The 14,650-nt window shown below is 41.3% G+C and carries 18 protein-coding genes and 1 tRNA gene; 8 read left to right on the top strand and 11 right to left on the bottom strand.

The window, feature by feature from the left end; all coding sequences use genetic code 11:
* Positions 1 to 20 precede the first annotated feature (20 nt).
* Entirely contained in the window at positions 21 to 1,586 is a 1,566-nt protein-coding gene (locus tag EQY75_RS11130) for a glycoside hydrolase family 32 protein (RefSeq protein ID WP_174719400.1), read from the top strand.
* On the opposite strand, the gene EQY75_RS11125 is transcribed toward EQY75_RS11130, so the two are convergent.
* Together EQY75_RS11125 and EQY75_RS11120 are read right to left on the bottom strand one after the other, a co-directional pair.
* Complete coding sequence (locus EQY75_RS11125) at positions 1,583 to 2,188, bottom strand: aminotransferase class IV (protein WP_129605860.1); 606 nt, start codon at positions 2,186 to 2,188, stop codon at positions 1,583 to 1,585. The genes EQY75_RS11130 and EQY75_RS11125 overlap by 4 nt on opposite strands.
* Positions 2,172 to 3,128 carry an aminodeoxychorismate synthase component I gene (locus tag EQY75_RS11120; protein WP_129605858.1) on the bottom strand — a complete coding sequence of 319 codons (957 nt, stop codon included), beginning with the start codon at positions 3,126 to 3,128 and terminating at the stop codon, positions 2,172 to 2,174. Before EQY75_RS11120 ends, EQY75_RS11125 begins: the two co-directional genes overlap by 17 nt.
* Before the next feature lie 134 nt (positions 3,129 to 3,262).
* Between EQY75_RS11120 and EQY75_RS11115 the strand changes: the two genes are divergently transcribed.
* Positions 3,263 to 3,967, top strand: a complete 705-nt coding sequence (locus EQY75_RS11115) for a hypothetical protein (RefSeq protein WP_129605857.1) — start codon at positions 3,263 to 3,265, stop codon at positions 3,965 to 3,967.
* A gap of 560 nt (positions 3,968 to 4,527) precedes the next feature.
* On the opposite strand, the gene EQY75_RS11110 is transcribed toward EQY75_RS11115, so the two are convergent.
* The 6 genes from EQY75_RS11110 to EQY75_RS11090 form a co-directional block, all read right to left on the bottom strand.
* Complete coding sequence (locus tag EQY75_RS11110; protein WP_165200638.1) at positions 4,528 to 5,388, bottom strand: alpha/beta fold hydrolase; 861 nt, start codon at positions 5,386 to 5,388, stop codon at positions 4,528 to 4,530.
* Positions 5,389 to 5,410: 22 nt separating this feature from the next.
* Positions 5,411 to 5,617: a hypothetical protein gene (locus EQY75_RS11105; RefSeq protein WP_129605854.1), complete on the bottom strand. Its 207-nt coding sequence runs from the start codon at positions 5,615 to 5,617 to the stop codon at positions 5,411 to 5,413.
* Positions 5,618 to 5,648: 31 nt separating this feature from the next.
* Positions 5,649 to 6,191 (bottom strand): DUF4287 domain-containing protein, encoded by a 543-nt coding sequence (locus EQY75_RS11100; protein ID WP_129605853.1) that lies wholly within the window; start codon positions 6,189 to 6,191, stop codon positions 5,649 to 5,651.
* Between the two features lie 168 nt (positions 6,192 to 6,359).
* Positions 6,360 to 6,470 (bottom strand): hypothetical protein, encoded by a 111-nt coding sequence (locus EQY75_RS14585; RefSeq protein ID WP_425462163.1) that lies wholly within the window; start codon positions 6,468 to 6,470, stop codon positions 6,360 to 6,362.
* A 45-nt stretch (positions 6,471 to 6,515) separates the two neighbouring features.
* A complete protein-coding gene (locus EQY75_RS11095) occupies positions 6,516 to 7,388 on the bottom strand; it encodes a cell envelope biogenesis protein OmpA (protein WP_246019871.1) in 873 nt (290 codons plus the stop codon).
* 9 nt (positions 7,389 to 7,397) lie between these two features.
* Positions 7,398 to 7,760: a fructose 1,6-bisphosphatase gene (locus tag EQY75_RS11090; RefSeq protein WP_129605851.1), complete on the bottom strand. Its 363-nt coding sequence runs from the start codon at positions 7,758 to 7,760 to the stop codon at positions 7,398 to 7,400.
* 172 nt (positions 7,761 to 7,932) lie between these two features.
* Here EQY75_RS11090 and EQY75_RS11085 point away from each other — a divergent pair, with 172 nt between their 5' ends.
* On the top strand, positions 7,933 to 8,193 hold the full coding sequence (locus EQY75_RS11085; protein ID WP_129605850.1) for a hypothetical protein: 261 nt from the start codon (positions 7,933 to 7,935) through the stop codon (positions 8,191 to 8,193).
* 5 nt (positions 8,194 to 8,198) lie between these two features.
* On the opposite strand, the gene EQY75_RS11080 is transcribed toward EQY75_RS11085, so the two are convergent.
* Positions 8,199 to 8,393 (bottom strand): helix-turn-helix transcriptional regulator, encoded by a 195-nt coding sequence (locus tag EQY75_RS11080; protein ID WP_129605849.1) that lies wholly within the window; start codon positions 8,391 to 8,393, stop codon positions 8,199 to 8,201.
* 2 nt (positions 8,394 to 8,395) lie between these two features.
* A complete protein-coding gene (locus EQY75_RS11075) occupies positions 8,396 to 8,632 on the bottom strand; it encodes a CBU_0592 family membrane protein (protein WP_129605847.1) in 237 nt (78 codons plus the stop codon).
* Positions 8,633 to 8,986: 354 nt separating this feature from the next.
* On the opposite strand from EQY75_RS11075, the gene EQY75_RS11070 reads away from it, so the two are divergent.
* Complete coding sequence (locus EQY75_RS11070) at positions 8,987 to 10,564, top strand: M81 family metallopeptidase (protein ID WP_129605846.1); 1,578 nt, start codon at positions 8,987 to 8,989, stop codon at positions 10,562 to 10,564.
* Between the two features lie 468 nt (positions 10,565 to 11,032).
* On the opposite strand, the gene EQY75_RS11065 is transcribed toward EQY75_RS11070, so the two are convergent.
* A tRNA-Phe gene (locus EQY75_RS11065) sits at positions 11,033 to 11,105 on the bottom strand.
* 102 nt (positions 11,106 to 11,207) lie between these two features.
* Here EQY75_RS11065 and EQY75_RS11060 point away from each other — a divergent pair.
* Genes EQY75_RS11060 through EQY75_RS11050 form a run of 4 tightly spaced genes read left to right on the top strand, consistent with a single transcriptional unit; the run spans position 11,208 to position 14,611 of the window.
* Positions 11,208 to 11,936: a type III pantothenate kinase gene (locus tag EQY75_RS11060; protein WP_129605845.1), complete on the top strand. Its 729-nt coding sequence runs from the start codon at positions 11,208 to 11,210 to the stop codon at positions 11,934 to 11,936.
* The gene (locus tag EQY75_RS14490) at positions 11,937 to 12,083 is read left to right on the top strand and encodes a hypothetical protein (protein WP_342773992.1); all 147 of its coding nucleotides are present in this window, start codon (positions 11,937 to 11,939) and stop codon (positions 12,081 to 12,083) included.
* On the top strand, positions 12,080 to 13,201 hold the full coding sequence (gene bamG, locus EQY75_RS11055; protein ID WP_342773991.1) for a BamG family beta-barrel-assembly machinery protein: 1,122 nt from the start codon (positions 12,080 to 12,082) through the stop codon (positions 13,199 to 13,201). The genes EQY75_RS14490 and bamG overlap by 4 nt, the downstream gene beginning before the upstream one ends.
* A 39-nt stretch (positions 13,202 to 13,240) precedes the next feature.
* Positions 13,241 to 14,611: a tetratricopeptide repeat protein gene (locus EQY75_RS11050; RefSeq protein WP_165200635.1), complete on the top strand. Its 1,371-nt coding sequence runs from the start codon at positions 13,241 to 13,243 to the stop codon at positions 14,609 to 14,611.
* The last annotated feature ends 39 nt before the right edge of the window (positions 14,612 to 14,650 follow it).

The following is a 14,650-nucleotide window of genomic DNA, read 5'->3' as shown; positions in this document are numbered from 1 at the left end:
TTAATTCAAATAATAAAGCTATGTTGAGATTTCATTCTCTGATACTGTGTGTCTTTATATCCCTTATCTATGGGTGTAAACAAGCTGGTGACACAAAGAAAGATGACATGGCAGAGGTGCCTCTGTATTCTGAACCCTTCAGGCCTCAATACCACTTTAGCCCTCCTGAAAAATGGATGAATGATCCCAACGGACTGGTATATCACCAGGGGATTTATCATTTGTTTTATCAGTATTACCCCGATGACATCGTATGGGGACCCATGCACTGGGGACATGCCACCAGTGAGGATATGCTGCAATGGGAAAACAAACCCATTGCACTCTATCCGGATGAAAACGGACTGATATTTTCGGGAAGTGCCGTAATAGATCACAATAATACTTCCGGTTTGGGAACTGCAGACAAGGCACCCCTTGTTGCCGTATTTACCTACCACGATATGGAGAAGGAAAAGGCCGGAGGAACTGACTATCAAACACAGGGGATCGCGTATAGTCTGGATAATGGCGAGAGTTTTAAAATGTACGAAGGAAACCCGGTACTACTCAACACCGAATTTAAAGACTTTAGAGATCCCAAAGTGTATTGGGACGAAGATTCCGGTAAATGGGTAATGGCTTTGGTAGCCGGTGATCATCTTCGACTTTACAGTTCGGAAAATTTAACCGACTGGGATTATATGAGTCGATTTGGCTCGGATAAGGGTGCGCATGGCGGAGTTTGGGAATGCCCCGATCTGTTTAAGCTGCCTGTTGCCGGAACAGATGAGTTTAAATGGGTGCTGCTTATTAGTATAAATCCGGGAGCGCCAAACGGTGGGAGTGGCACACAGTATTTTATAGGTGATTTTGACGGAACCACTTTTACTTCCGATCAGAATGAAGCGAGATGGCTAGACTGGGGAACCGATAATTACGCAGGTGTCACGTATAACGAGGCGCCGGGAGGGGAGCGTATTTTTATCGGATGGATGAGTAACTGGACCTATGCCAGAGATACACCAACAGAGGTGTGGCGTAGTGCGATGACCTTACCGAGGACTTTGAGTCTATCTAAAATCAATGATGACTACACCTTATTAAATTATCCTTTATCGGGAATGTCAGATTTGATGAACAAAGAAATAGACATAGACCTGGAGATTGCTCCAAATTCCTATGAAGCCATTGCTATGGAGAGCGGTAATCAGAGTTCCATTCATTTTACTTGTCCTTTAGTCAGCTTCAGTTTGTCTCTGACCAATGATTCTGGAGAAGAATTGGTCATAGAGCTAAACAGGGAGGAAGAACTCCTTGTGCTGGATCGTTCACAAAGTGGCCTGGTCGATTTTCAGGAGATGTTTTCCAAAATCCAGCAGATGCCCCTTGATAATTTACCGGAAGGCGATTTAGAATTTGACATCTTCCTCGATGCTTCTTCAGTAGAGGTATTTGTAAACAAGGGACAGTTTGCAATGACCTCCCAAATCTTTCCCACAAAAAGTTTTGACGAATTAATCATCAGGAACGAAGGAAGCAAAGAATTAATAGTTCCTGATTTAAGGACGTTTAGTATAAAAAGTATATGGAGTAGTACTGATTAGGAAATGATCCTTTTGATTTGCCCAATTTGATATACAGGAGCTTCTTCCCAACTGATCATCGCATTGATGCATTTGAATTGATGGAAATTGAATATCTCACTTTCCCTGATAAGGCCTTCTTTGATAAGTCCGGTCTTTAACAAATGCGATCTTCTTGTTCCTTGTAAAAGGGGAAGTTCCGGCGTTATCCAGTGACGGCCATCAAAGAATACCAAATTTGCATATGAAGAATCCGTAATTTCTCCATTCCTGCACATGATGATTTCATCAGTGTCTGATTTGTCTACCAGATCAATTATCCATTGCCTGTCCTCAAATTTATAGGAGTACCCGGAAGACCCAATGTCAACAAGACTAAAGGAGTTCAACTTTTTAATATTATAATTTTCAAATTCTACTGAAACATTAGCTTGCAAATCATAGGCAACTCTGCATTTTACAATGCCTTTCATATATTCAGTGGGTACCGTAATGACTTCGTCGAGCAAGAAGGGATCTGAATCGCCAAAATGAAAGAAAGTTTTATTCAGACGAAGTTGATGTTCTTCGAGCAAAGGGAATGCGCCATTTTCCAGACGGATAGTTTCAATAAACCGGTACATACACTTTATCTATCATTTCCTGATATTCACTTTCCAACGAGCTCTGCGCAGTGATACCCCCACCACTTTTAAACATTCCCTTCTGATCTATATAACGTATAAGAACACAACTATCCAGAGCTTTACCATCAAAGATCCCTGCTACTCCCGTATAATAACCCCTTGGAAATCCTTCAATCTCATGAATTAGCTGACAGGTTTTTGGTTTTGGAGCACCTGAAACAGAGCCGGCAGGGAGCATCTCTTTCAGAAGATCGCCGATGGAAGCGCTGAATTCAGGTAAGAGCTGACCACGTATTTCAGAACTCACCTGCCCTATCTCCTTTCCTTCCGATTTAAGTACTTCATAATACCTGTATTTGATAACCTCAACCCTCCTTGCCACCTTGCTGAGATCATTCCTCATCAGGTCAACTATGGTTGCGTGTTCTGCGGCTTCTTTGGCATCGGCCAGGATAAGTTCTTCGGCATTCGGTATTTCTGTACTTATGGTGCCTTTCATTGGGTAGGTGTAGATAAACCCATTATCAATCTTGATAAAAGTCTCCGGACTAAAGCTCACAAACTCATCTTTGAGGTAGATGGCGTATTTTGATCTCGACTTGTAAAATACGGTTTCCAGGTCAATATTAGTTTGAACAGGAGTAGGAATGGTGAGGTTCAGAAGATAACTATTACCCATCCTGAGTTCTTTCTGAACTGCTGAAAACTTTTGCTCATAGTCTTCAATTGAAATCGGATTTTTTTCAAAGGAAAACGTTTTTGAGGATGAAAAACCGGCTCGGTTGGCATTAGATCTTCCTTTAAAGTCGTACAAAACATCAGGAGGAAGCGTGTCTAGCGTCCAGGCTAAAGGATGCTTTTGTTCAAAATCTACAATAAACAAAAAAGGGATGCCTTCCTTACCCCAGTCATTCATATTTCCCCATATGGATTCCATCGGCATAAATTGAATTCACAAAGAAAAGAAAAGGAATTCAAGGGAAGAAGGTCAGTATTTAAATAATTCGAGCGCATGCTTAATAATTATCTTAAATTCAGTAAATTAGGGTTATAACCAAAAACAAACTACAAATGAAAAAGTTATCCGTACTCTTAATTCTATTATTTGCTATCAACCTCAATGCTCAAGAAGCCTACTTCACCTCTTACAATTTTATCGTTGAACCCTCTCAGGAAAGTACTGTGGTAAAATTGATATCAGATTATTTTACGGCACACAAGACCGAAGGAGTAACAGTATCGCTCTGGGAAAATCATTTTAATGATTCGGGGAATAATTTTACACATATGATTGTCTTTTCCGGGTCTTTGGATGCCATGGGAAATCAATACTCCGATGACGGAGGAGCAGAGTGGATGTTATTTATGACCCGGATCAATCAGCATGTCAAAGATGGCTTTAGTTCATCTATGGGCAGGCGACTGGCCAGCTGGGGTGATATGGAAACTCAATATCCCATTCAAAACTATTATATCGTTGAGGTTGAAAACTCAGATGCCTTCAGATCGGCCTACGATAAATACCAGTCTTCTGCGGTGCGTAAAGGATGGATGAATATGTACGGAACATTTACTACAGGTGTGGGCCCTGATGGCGGTTCGCACTGGGCCATAACCGCTCACAAAGATTTCAAAAGTGCCATGGGAGGCTCCAACGCTGTCTTAACCGAAGCCGAGAAAAAGGCCAGGGACAAGGCCTGGAATACCTTTAGAGAAACCAATGGGGGCGCAAAATTGGTTAGATCCGGGACAAGGGTCATGCTTGGCCAATGGTAATTAAAAAAACCCTCTTATAACGAGGGTTTTATATTTTAAAAGATAAGATCGAACTCACGCCCATAGTTTTTAAGGGCATGCGAATTGAGTTTGTATGTTGAAAAACTGAATTGAGGCAGGAGTAGAAAATCTTTGCTCCTGCCTTTCCTTTATAATAACTGAAAATTGTACCGCCCCTGAAATAACAAGATCTCGTAGTCGTGCTCCGAATCAATCTATAGCCCGCCAATTCTTTGATTGCCATAGCCCACATCGAATCCCACCATCTGGTGAGAAAGGTTTAAAAATCGAAATTCCTGAGCACATAGGTTCGTAGGAGCAGCGCATAGCAGTACTAGTAGAACAAGGAAATTGTAAATCGGTTGGTTCATTTAGGCACTCATTTGTGTCATATCATAAGAACTGACGCAAAAGTGTCTTCAGGAAAGATCGTGCTCTGAAAGGGGCAAATACCTTTTAAAAAAGCCTAATACATTGAAAAAGAGGAGGTAAGATAAGAATTATTTAATTATCAGAGGAAATATTTATTCAGATTCAGAGGTAGAACTAACCCATTGTTTCTATTGGCCAAGATGTTCTAAATGATCTAAGACAGCCTGCTTTATATCATCATACATGGTTTGGATAAGCCAGTGGCCTGCATTTAATTCGAGAAATTTATAGCCGCCTTTACAATACTGATGACCTTCAGAGACTCCATAAGGGCCTATTGCCATATCCTTATTTCCCCAAATAAAAAGGACGGGTACCCGGATCTCTCCAATTTCTTTCCTTTGCGATTTTCCCAGGTTGGCACGATAGTAATTTAAAGCAGCTGTTAATATTTTTCTCTTTCGAAAAACTTCGAGATAATTCTTAAGTTCCTCCTTCGAACTAAATTTCCACAGTTTACGAAACGCCTCAAAATCGTTTTTTCTGATCGCGTATTCCGCGATAAATGGAACAAGGAGTTTTTTAATATACCTGCTCCTGTATTGTTGATCCTTATCCTTTCCTATGGCTTTATAAAATCCCTTTAAATGGGGAACTGAGAGAGAGGTATAACTAACTAAAATTTCAGGATGATCATATGCCAGATACCAGCCTATTACTGCGCCCCAGTCATGAGCGATTAAATGGAACTTGCTTTTTCCAACAGCAGCGGCCAGGTCCAATACATCCCGAACTAATAATTCTATACGATAATTTTTCTTTCCTTTTGGGCAGGCATTTTCGCTGTAACCTCGCATATTAGGCGCAAGACAGTAATATCCTGCGGAGACGAGGTCCTTCATAAGAGGTCTCCACATATGGGAGGTTTCCGGGAACCCGTGCAGTAATACCACCAGGGAATCTTGTTCATCACCCGCCACCAGACAGTGGAAGCGCAACCTTCCCAGTGCGATCTCCTTTTGATGAATTTTTACAGCCTGATTGTTCACTTTTAGTGATATTGGTAGAGGGTTACGTTGGAAGGAACCAATGTACATAACCACAGGAATCACAGATATAATTTTCTGCTTCCCTATTGGCCCAGTCTAGTTTAAAAAAGGTCATTCCCTTGGTGTTCATCAATGTTTTTCGCATCCAGAAGGTATCATTTTCACAAATTGTACACTTCAGCTTTCTTCCTTTAATGATTCTTGGTGATGCGCCGGTCTTTTCTTTCAATTTTTCGAGGTATAAGATTAATTAGGTAATTCTATCCTGCATTTTCATACGCTTCCTTGATCCAACTCTTCAATTCGTCATCTACATCCTCTGGCTTCTCTAGACGAACCCTATGCGTGCACATGGTGCCGAAAGGTCCGGAATTTTCAAGTCGAGCCGTGGTGGGCTTATCCTTGATCTTCAGCCCTAGGTCGAGTCTGGTTTTGCTGGCCGGATTAACAAGGGCGAATTGTTTTTTCCTGATAAAACTCACCGTAGTCTTTTTTGGAGTAATGGTCACATCATTTCCCAGGGAGGAAACCATATCTCTGATCTTTTCGTACACAGGAAGAAGATGTTCCTTGCCTTTGTATTGGGCTGACAGGAGATCCGCCGAGGAGGTGCCTTCATCTTTTGACAAGTGCACGATGGTGTTTGCAAATCCATGGGTGACACCGTGTTCTTTTTTGAGATAGGATACTGCCTCTGAGTGTTTCGAGAAGGATTTGGCGTTGAGTATTTTTTTCCATTCCTCCAGAGATTTACCGGTTTTTTCGGGCATATTGGAGATCATGGTTTGTAGAGCGGGATCCATGAGATTTAAATTTTTAGTTGTACGATCAATATTTAAAAATAGGCTTTTTGAAATAAAGAAGGAAGAATGGCTTCTTGAGAATTGTGGAGAAATAAAAAAAGGTTAAGGTGGATTACCCTAAAAGTGTCCGATGGGGTAACCAAACTATCTCAAGCCTACTGTAAAACTCTAAAGTAAGGGCCCCATGAACCCTGATAATTCTAACACTTTTTCGGTGATGTGCACGCCTATGTTTACATAGTACTGATCCGAAAACAGAGTAGGACCAAATCTGCGGATGAGGGAGGTTTTGCCAACACCGAATCGACCGGGGATTACTACTTTTTAAATTTTTACATTGCCGAAACTCGCTTCCAGTTCTTTTACTAAAAGTTCTTTATCTATAGTACGAATGGCCTTACCTTCTTTATTCTGATCCTTAGAATGAAAAACAAGATCGAGGTTCATGGCCATAAAATTGTAGTAGAAATTAAAAATGATATCCTGAAGTTTATTTTTGGAAGTAAGGTGGTATTCCCCGGAGATTACAACGGCTACGTAATGGGTTACAAAGCTTTGCAGGTGAATATTGTACAATTTATATGGAATGAGTTCGAGGTTCTGATTCTTTTTCTGAAAGGCATCTTCCACAAAACTCTTGATGGCGGTGAGCATTCCGGAGATCATTTCTTCATCTATGGTATTGGTGACTGAATAACTCGCTTTTAGAGTACCCGAATCGCGCTCAATAAGCAGGACCTGCTCTATGGTTGCCGATGAAAGTTCACGCATCAGCAGTTGTTCTTCTGTAGGTCCGCCAAACCAGGATTGAAATTTTCTTTTTATGCGTTTGATAAAGCCGAACTGATTGCCGATTCTCTCGGTAAAGATTTTAATTTTTTGAGCCACGTACTTCTTAATCATTTTCCCTAATACGGGATATAGGGCTTCCACCACCTCATCTTTGTGGTTCCTGATCTCTTTTTTAAGAGTAGCAGTGATGGTTGGGCCGAGGGTATCAGGAATACTTTTGGTAAAGGTGTCGATCTTCTCATCTACCAGAGGATTTACCCTTGCCGCGAGTTCTTTTTGGTCATTGATGATAAGCTCTACCAGTTCTATCCTTTTGGCGATATCCTGAACCGCTCCCCGATCATCGGGAAACAGGATATCCTTCAGGATTTCCAATTTGGCTTGCTCGTCCATGTTTGTGACCATGTGGGAGGTTTATTTCTTCTGTATCTTTTCTCCCAATTCAATGAGTAAATTTCCCAATTCCTTTTTCTGGATTTGGTCCTTTTCTACATCTTCGAAGCGCGACTCTAATTTGTCTTCAAGTTCTGTTATTCTGATGTTGATATCCGTAGCCACATCGTCAATAGACATACGCAGATCTGTCCTAACGGCTTCAATAAGGTCTTCCAGTTGTTTCTTTTTGCCAAGGATATCCTTTTTCAGAAGTTCGAATTCGGATTCATAGGCCTGAATATTTTCCCCGAAGATGAGGTTTTTTATCAGCTCTAATTTAGAAGCTGTTTCCAGATCTTTTCTTTTGTTATCGCCCACGGCTGAGAATTCCTTGTTGGTCATATGGTTTTTGTTTTATTTTGTTTAACGGGCAATCAAGTAGATGAAAAGTTCAATAAACCGAAAGAGACTCAAATATATTAAAAATAACGGGGACCTTGCCAGTAAAAGGGGCAATAGCTACTTTTAGTGGACAATATGAAGAATTTGAGCCATGGGTAAGGGTTTAATGATAATGCTAGTAGTATTTCTCATCGTAGCCATTATTGGATGGGTACTTAATATATTTAGCAAAGTTCCGGAGGAAAAGAAGAGGAAATACCGCAAGTATTTACTTGTATTCTACGGTATCATTCTGATCATACAGGGAACAGTAACCATCTATGAAAACGCTCAATTTAAATGGCTGGCATTCATACAGTTGGTATTGGGAATTGTGCTAATAGGAGTCGTTACCCTTGGAAAACAAGAACAAAATTTAGAACCCTGGAGCTAGGCCACTTATTCCTCCAGACTGAACAATTCTTCAACACTGCATTTAAATATCCTTGCTAATTTAAGTCCGAGTTCAAGGGAAGGAAAATATTTATTGTTTTCGATGGCGTTGATAGTTTGTCTGGAAACACCCAGGCGTTGTGCCACATCTTCCTGTGTCATATCATGGGTCACCCTATGTAGCTTGATAGTATTCTTCATAATTACGATTTGTAGTGTTTGTAGAGGGCAAAAGCCGAAACCAGGGCCCATACTCCTTCGAGAATAATAAAGGGAACGTAATTTATGAGGAAGGATGCCAGACAGGCCAGACTAGCCCCGATTAAATTCAGTAAGATGTAGGAGAGCTGATGCCTGGAAAGTTTACCCGTGATATTCAGGGCAAATGCCAGTAAAATCATAAACACACCAAAAGAACCGATCCAGTCTGCGAAGGTCATCGTAACAGTATTTGAATTAGCTTAGCTATGGTAAGGGTACATCATCAGCAAACAGCTGTATAGGTCACCTCCGAATCCTTATAATCGGGGATGTCCAATTTTAAATAGTAACTATAAATCCTGTATTCGAATTTTTTGGAGGAAAAGAAAGTAAATAGTCAGTTTTAAGTAATCTCTGATTTTTGTTCTATATTATCACTACTTTATTATTTCTCTTTATAAATACTGTTTTATTTCTCCTGTTTAACTAGGTATTCCTGAGGATGGAAAAATTCCTAGAAGTTAAACAAACGTCTCAGGATATATTTTAAAATATTTGAATAAGACACAAACTAATAAATTGTCATGATCTCTATGAAAGTGTCACTAAGAAATATCAATTATATTTTAATCGCATTTAGCCTTTTGATTACAATAGCCTGTAATCAAAGAGGAGACAAACCAGGCAAGGAATTACCCCGTATTGCCATCGCAGGATTGGCCATTGAGTCCAGTACCTTTTCTCCGGCACAATCCCAGGTGGATGCTTTTCACGCACGAAGAGGTGATGAGGTATTTTCATATTATCCCTTTATGCACCAGGATTCAACAACGCGAAAGCGAGCCGAATGGTTTCCTGCATTACGTGGCCATGCCCTACCGGGAGGAATCGTTACCAAGGAAGCTTATGAGTTGTTAGTAGGTGAGATGATAGAAAGATTAGAGGAAAATGCCCCATACGATGGATTGTTTTTTGATATCCATGGAGCAATGAGTGTTGTAGGTCTGGACGATCCCGAAGGAGACATGATTAGTCGTATCCGCGAAACATTGGGAAAAGATATGTTGATTTCCACATCTATGGATTTACATGGCAATGTAACCGAGCAACTGGCTCAAAAAACCGATTTAATAACCTGTTACCGTATGGCTCCGCACGAAGATGCCATAGAATCAAAAAAGCGTGCCCTGGTTAACTTACTCGATAGAATTGAAAGTGGAAAAGGCAAGCCAAAATACAAAGCCTGGATTCCGGTTCCTATTCTCTTACCTGGAGAGAAAACGAGTACTCGCATTGAACCTGCCAAAAGTTTATATGCAAAAGTACCTCCTTTAGCTAATCAAGTGGGGGTTATTGATGCGGCCATTTGGATTGGTTATGCCTGGGCAGATGCTCCTCGAAATCACGCGGTTGTTATGGTTACCGGCGATGACAAAGAAAAAGTAACTACTGCTGCTGAAGAGTTGGCCCAAAGTTTCTGGAATGTTCGTAAGGAATTTGAATTTGTAGCCCCGGTAGCCACCTTGGAAGAAAGCCTGGATATGGCTTTGGAAAGCGATAAAAAACCATTTATTATAAGCGATATGGGGGATAATCCAACGGCTGGTGGTGCCGGCGATGTAACCTGGACCTTACAGCAGATCCTGGCCCGACCTGAATTTAAAAATGATGATGGACCTTCTTTGATCTATGCTTCCATTCCAGGCCCTGAGTTTATTGAAAAAGCTGTTGAAGCAGGAGTAGGGGCTGAAATTAGTCGTAAAGCCGGTGCTGCTGTTGATGCGCGATATGCACCACCTATTGAATTAAGTGGAACCATTGAAGCAATAGAACATGGCGATGAGGATGCGGAGACCGAAGTTGTGGTAAAAGTGGGTAGCGTTCAGGTTATAGTAACCAAGAAGCGCAAACCCTACCATCACGAAACAGATTTTACCCGTTTAGGCCTAAATCCGAGAGAATCGGATATAGTGGTAGTTAAAATTGGCTACCTGGTACCTGAGCTTTACATTATGCGTGGAGATTGGATCATGGCCTTAACACCGGGTGGTGTCGATCAGGACCTTCATCGATTAGGCTATAAGCATATTAAACGACCTATGTTTCCACTGGATAAGGATATGAATGATCCTGATTTGTCAGCTCGGTTGGTTCCGCCTAGTGATCAATAAATATTCAGGATGGATCAGTGATTAGATAACCTAACTAAATAAGTCATTTGCATACAGTCCGGTCTGTTGAGGTAGTATATCCTTTGTTAATGGTTGGCTATAGTTACTTTTCCAAAACTTTTCGGTCTTTGTATGTAATGTGGAATTTGACCAAGAACAAGTTCCAGGATTGCCCGAAGTAAGCTCCGCACTACTTCGGGCTTCCTATGGTTCCGCTCCTGAAAATAATGCAAAGCTCATTGCCTTGAGGCAATGCTTTATCTCATCGGTTAATACTTTGGAAGTAATAGTTGCAGGATTAACTCGCTTTGCTCATTGTTCCCTTTGGTCCCGCTCCTGAAAATAATGTAAAGCTCATTGCCTTGAGGCAATGCTTTTTCCGTTTCTCGTATCTTTCGAAAGCAAGCTTCCTGCGATGCTCTAAACGGAAAAAGCCCATTCTTGCGAATGAGCCTTTCTTGCTTTAAGTGGTACCTCCAGGAATCGAACCAGGGACACACGGATTTTCAGTCCGTTGCTCTACCAACTGAGCTAAGGTACCAAGCCTAGTTAAGCGGGGGCAAATATAATTTCAAATTTAGGAACTACCAATAAAAAAGGAAAAAAAGGCCTGTCTTTTTTTCCAATTTACAATCTTTGTAATATGAATCTTGTAATAGATGCGGGTAATACCTCTAATAAGCTGGCTGTGTTCAGAAAGAACGACCTGTTGTTTCTCACCAGCTCGGATACGCCGGGTTTTCACAAGGCCGTAAAGGACGTGTTTTCTAAATTTCCGGAAATAGACCATGCCTTGGTAGCCTCAGTAGGATCGCTCACCAAGCGGGAGCTCGATGTACTGGCCATTTTCTGTAAGGTTCAGCTCCTGACTTCTGTAGCTGCTGTCCCTTTTAAAAATTCCTACGCGAGTCCGCAAACCCTTGGGGTGGATCGAATTGCCCTTGCTACAGCGGCATACTTCAACTATCCAAATACCAATACGCTGGTCGTTGACGCTGGAAGCTGTATCACATACGATATGGTTAATGATTACGGGGAATATCTGGGAGGGGCAATATCTCCGGGTTTATATATGCGCTATAAAGCGCTACATGAACACACCGCTAACTTACCGCTTCTCGATCCCAGCCCCTTTGTGGAACTGATCGGCAATACCACTGAAAACAGTATCCACAGTGGGGTAATTAATGGAATCGCACGGGAGATTGACGGCGTAATTTCCCAATATCAAAGTCGGTTTCAACATTTAACAGTTATTTTAACAGGAGGTGACGGTCAATTTTTGTCCAATCGGCTAAAAAATACCATATTTGCCAACTCGAATTTTCTTCTGGAGGGCTTGAATTATTTGCTCGAATACAACAAAAGTTAAATGATCAGAAAACTAGGTTTTGCCTTAATTTGCCTCGCAGCCAGTAGTCTGTACGCGCAAGATGGTACAGTTTCTCCCTATTCTTATTTCGGCGTAGGCGATCTCAGATCTGGCAGTACTATTGAGAATCAAATGATGGGGGGTTGAGTCTTTACACAGACAGTATACACATTTCCCTAAAAAATCCCGCCGGTTTTGGCAAACTACGTTTAACAACTTATACGGCAGGCTTAAGTCATAAAGAAATTTCCCTCAACAGTTTTACAGATCAGGAAAAGTCGTCCGTGACCAATTTGGAATATCTGGCAATAGGATTCCCTTTGAGTCCTAAGATTTCTGCCGGACTCGGCATAAGGCCATTCTCTTCTGTTGGATACGATGTTCTGCAGGAAACTACAGACCCCTCTGGCAACGATGTAACCAATTTGTATTCAGGGACCGGAGGTATCAATCAGGTTTTTTTCTCCCTCGGTTTTGAGGTAGCTAAAAACCTCAATCTCGGCGCATCTGTCAACTATAATTTTGGCAACCTCGAAAATGAAAAAATACAGCGGATAGACGGCCTGCAATTTGGAACCAGGGAAACACAAGCATCTGAGGTAGGGGGTTACGACTTTGTCTACGGCCTAACATTTACTCCAAAAATAGGAGAGAAGCATACACTTTTTACTTCTGCGGTCATCAATACTCAGGTAAACCTGATCTCTGAAAATGCGCAAACCATTGGTTCCTTCTCTCAGGCGACAGGAGCCACCATTGAAGAGCTCGATGTAAACCTTCAATCACAGGGACTTAAAAATACCGAATTGAAGATTCCTACAATAGCCACATTTGGCCTGGGCTACGGGGAGGATAAGAAATGGTTCCTGGGTGCCGAGTACAGCTTTCAGCAATTAAGTAGTTTTGAAAATAGATTCCTTAAAATCCAGAATCAGGAGTATACCGATGCCAGTAGCTACGCCTTGGGTGCTTTTTATATTCCGGATTACACCTCCTTTGGGAGTTACTTTAAAAGGGTGACATACAGAGCCGGTCTGAGATACGATTATACCGGCGTTATCGTGAATGAAAAGGAAATTCAGAACTTTGGCATAACTTTTGGACTTGGGTTACCGTTGGGGGGAAGTTTCTCCAACCTAAATCTCGGATTTGAATGGGGTAAAAGAGGCACAACTGCCGCAGATCTGATTGAAGAAAAATACTTCAGGATTAACATAGGTCTCTCATTTAATGATAGATGGTTCCAAAAAAGGAAAATAAATTGATAAAAAATTAGTACATTAACCGCTTTAAAACGTAACACGATGAAAAAGGAACTTTACTTAATGATGTTTGCCGTTGTAGGCTTTACAGGCATTAGTTTAGGACAGGCGCAAAACCCTGAATGCATGACCAATCTTTCCATTTACGCTGAGCATGCAAAAGTCAAGAATTACGATGCTGCTTACGGACCCTGGAAAATGGTTTACGAAGCATGTCCTGATATTAATAAGGCCAATTTCTCTTACGGGGAAAGGATCCTTATGTACAAAGTAGAAAATAGCAGTGGAGCTGAAAAAGACGGGTTTATTCAAGACCTTATGGCGCTCTACGACAATAGTAACAAATACTATCCAAAGAGCTTCCCGCCTAGTGGAGTCGCTATTGACAAAGTCCTTCTGATGTATGATAACAAGATGGCCTCGAATGAGCAGATCTTCGATATGTTAGACAAGGCTTTTAAGGAAGACAGAGAACACTTTAAGAATCCAAAGGCCTTATATCTTTATTTCTCCAGTCTCGTAGATCTTTACGAAGCAAATAAAAAGGATCTGCAGGATGTATTTAATACCTATGACGATGTTACTGAGAAGATTGAAGAAGAGAATGGGGAATTGACAGATATTATCACCAAACTGCTTCCTAAAGAAGATGCAGGAACCTTAACATCAAAGGAAAAGAGAAGTTTGAGAGTGGCTACTACCAATTCAGAATCTTATGGTAAAATTGCCGGTAGTGTAGATTCTAAATTAGGAGCATTAGCCGATTGTGAGAACTTGATCCCTCTTTATGAAAGAAACTTTGAAAGCAAGAAAGGGGATGTAACCTGGGTAAAAAGAGCCGTAGGGAGAATGTTTAGTAAAGAGTGTACAGACGACCCTATGTTCCGAAAATTATTCGAAGCCCAATTAGCTCTAGACCCATCTGCTGATGCTTATGTCTACGGAGGAACACTGAAGCAAAAATCGGGAGACAATAGCGGGGCCATTGCTGATTTTAACAAGGCATTGGAATTGGAAACGAATCCTAAGAAAAAATCAAATATTGCCTATAAGATTGCGACGAGTTACAGAAGAAGTAGTAAATCTACGGCCAGAAATTACGCAATGAAGGCAATCGATGCCAACCCATCCAACGGTAATGCATACTTACTTATTGCAAACCTTTATGCGTCAAGTGCCAACGAATGTGGAGAAACACCATTTGAGAAACGTGCAGTTTACTGGAAAGCGGCTGATATGGCTCGTAAGGCCGGGCGTGTAGACCCGTCATTGAGTGGTAGGGCTGGTCAGGCGGCTTCAAGTTACGCTGCCAAAGCTCCTTCAAAAACAGATATCTTTAATTCCGGAATGGCCGGAAAGACTCTCAGCTTTAAGTGCTGGGTTGGCGGGAGCATAACAGTGCCCAGTTTATAAATGTGATGATACCCAAGGGTAAACAAATAATATATCCGA

This window comes from Muriicola soli (assembly GCF_004139715.1).
In the GTDB taxonomy this organism is placed as follows: Bacteria; Bacteroidota; Bacteroidia; order Flavobacteriales; family Flavobacteriaceae; genus Muriicola; species Muriicola soli.
This window is presented reverse-complemented; position numbering and strand designations above follow the sequence as displayed.

What these genes read in the sequence shown, in the direction of transcription:
- EQY75_RS11085 (WP_129605850.1), top strand. Translation starts at nt 7,933, where the DNA reads ATGCTAGTAGTATTTCTCATCGTAGCCATTATTGGATGGGTACTTAAT.
- EQY75_RS11050 (WP_165200635.1), top strand. Translation starts at nt 13,241, where the DNA reads ATGAAAAAGGAACTTTACTTAATGATGTTTGCCGTTGTAGGCTTTACA.
- EQY75_RS11120 (WP_129605858.1), bottom strand. Translation starts at nt 3,128, where the DNA reads ATGGAATCCATATGGGGAAATATGAATGACTGGGGTAAGGAAGGCATC.
- EQY75_RS11130 (WP_174719400.1), top strand. Translation starts at nt 21, where the DNA reads ATGTTGAGATTTCATTCTCTGATACTGTGTGTCTTTATATCCCTTATC.
- EQY75_RS11060 (WP_129605845.1), top strand. Translation starts at nt 11,208, where the DNA reads ATGAATCTTGTAATAGATGCGGGTAATACCTCTAATAAGCTGGCTGTG.
- EQY75_RS11070 (WP_129605846.1), top strand. Translation starts at nt 8,987, where the DNA reads ATGAAAGTGTCACTAAGAAATATCAATTATATTTTAATCGCATTTAGC.
- EQY75_RS11100 (WP_129605853.1), bottom strand. Translation starts at nt 6,191, where the DNA reads ATGGATCCCGCTCTACAAACCATGATCTCCAATATGCCCGAAAAAACC.
- EQY75_RS11090 (WP_129605851.1), bottom strand. Translation starts at nt 7,760, where the DNA reads ATGACCAACAAGGAATTCTCAGCCGTGGGCGATAACAAAAGAAAAGAT.
- EQY75_RS11075 (WP_129605847.1), bottom strand. Translation starts at nt 8,632, where the DNA reads ATGACCTTCGCAGACTGGATCGGTTCTTTTGGTGTGTTTATGATTTTA.
- EQY75_RS11125 (WP_129605860.1), bottom strand. Translation starts at nt 2,188, where the DNA reads ATGTACCGGTTTATTGAAACTATCCGTCTGGAAAATGGCGCATTCCCT.
- EQY75_RS11115 (WP_129605857.1), top strand. Translation starts at nt 3,263, where the DNA reads ATGAAAAAGTTATCCGTACTCTTAATTCTATTATTTGCTATCAACCTC.
- EQY75_RS11095 (WP_246019871.1), bottom strand. Translation starts at nt 7,388, where the DNA reads ATGGTCACAAACATGGACGAGCAAGCCAAATTGGAAATCCTGAAGGAT.
- EQY75_RS11080 (WP_129605849.1), bottom strand. Translation starts at nt 8,393, where the DNA reads ATGAAGAATACTATCAAGCTACATAGGGTGACCCATGATATGACACAG.
- EQY75_RS14490 (WP_342773992.1), top strand. Translation starts at nt 11,937, where the DNA reads ATGATCAGAAAACTAGGTTTTGCCTTAATTTGCCTCGCAGCCAGTAGT.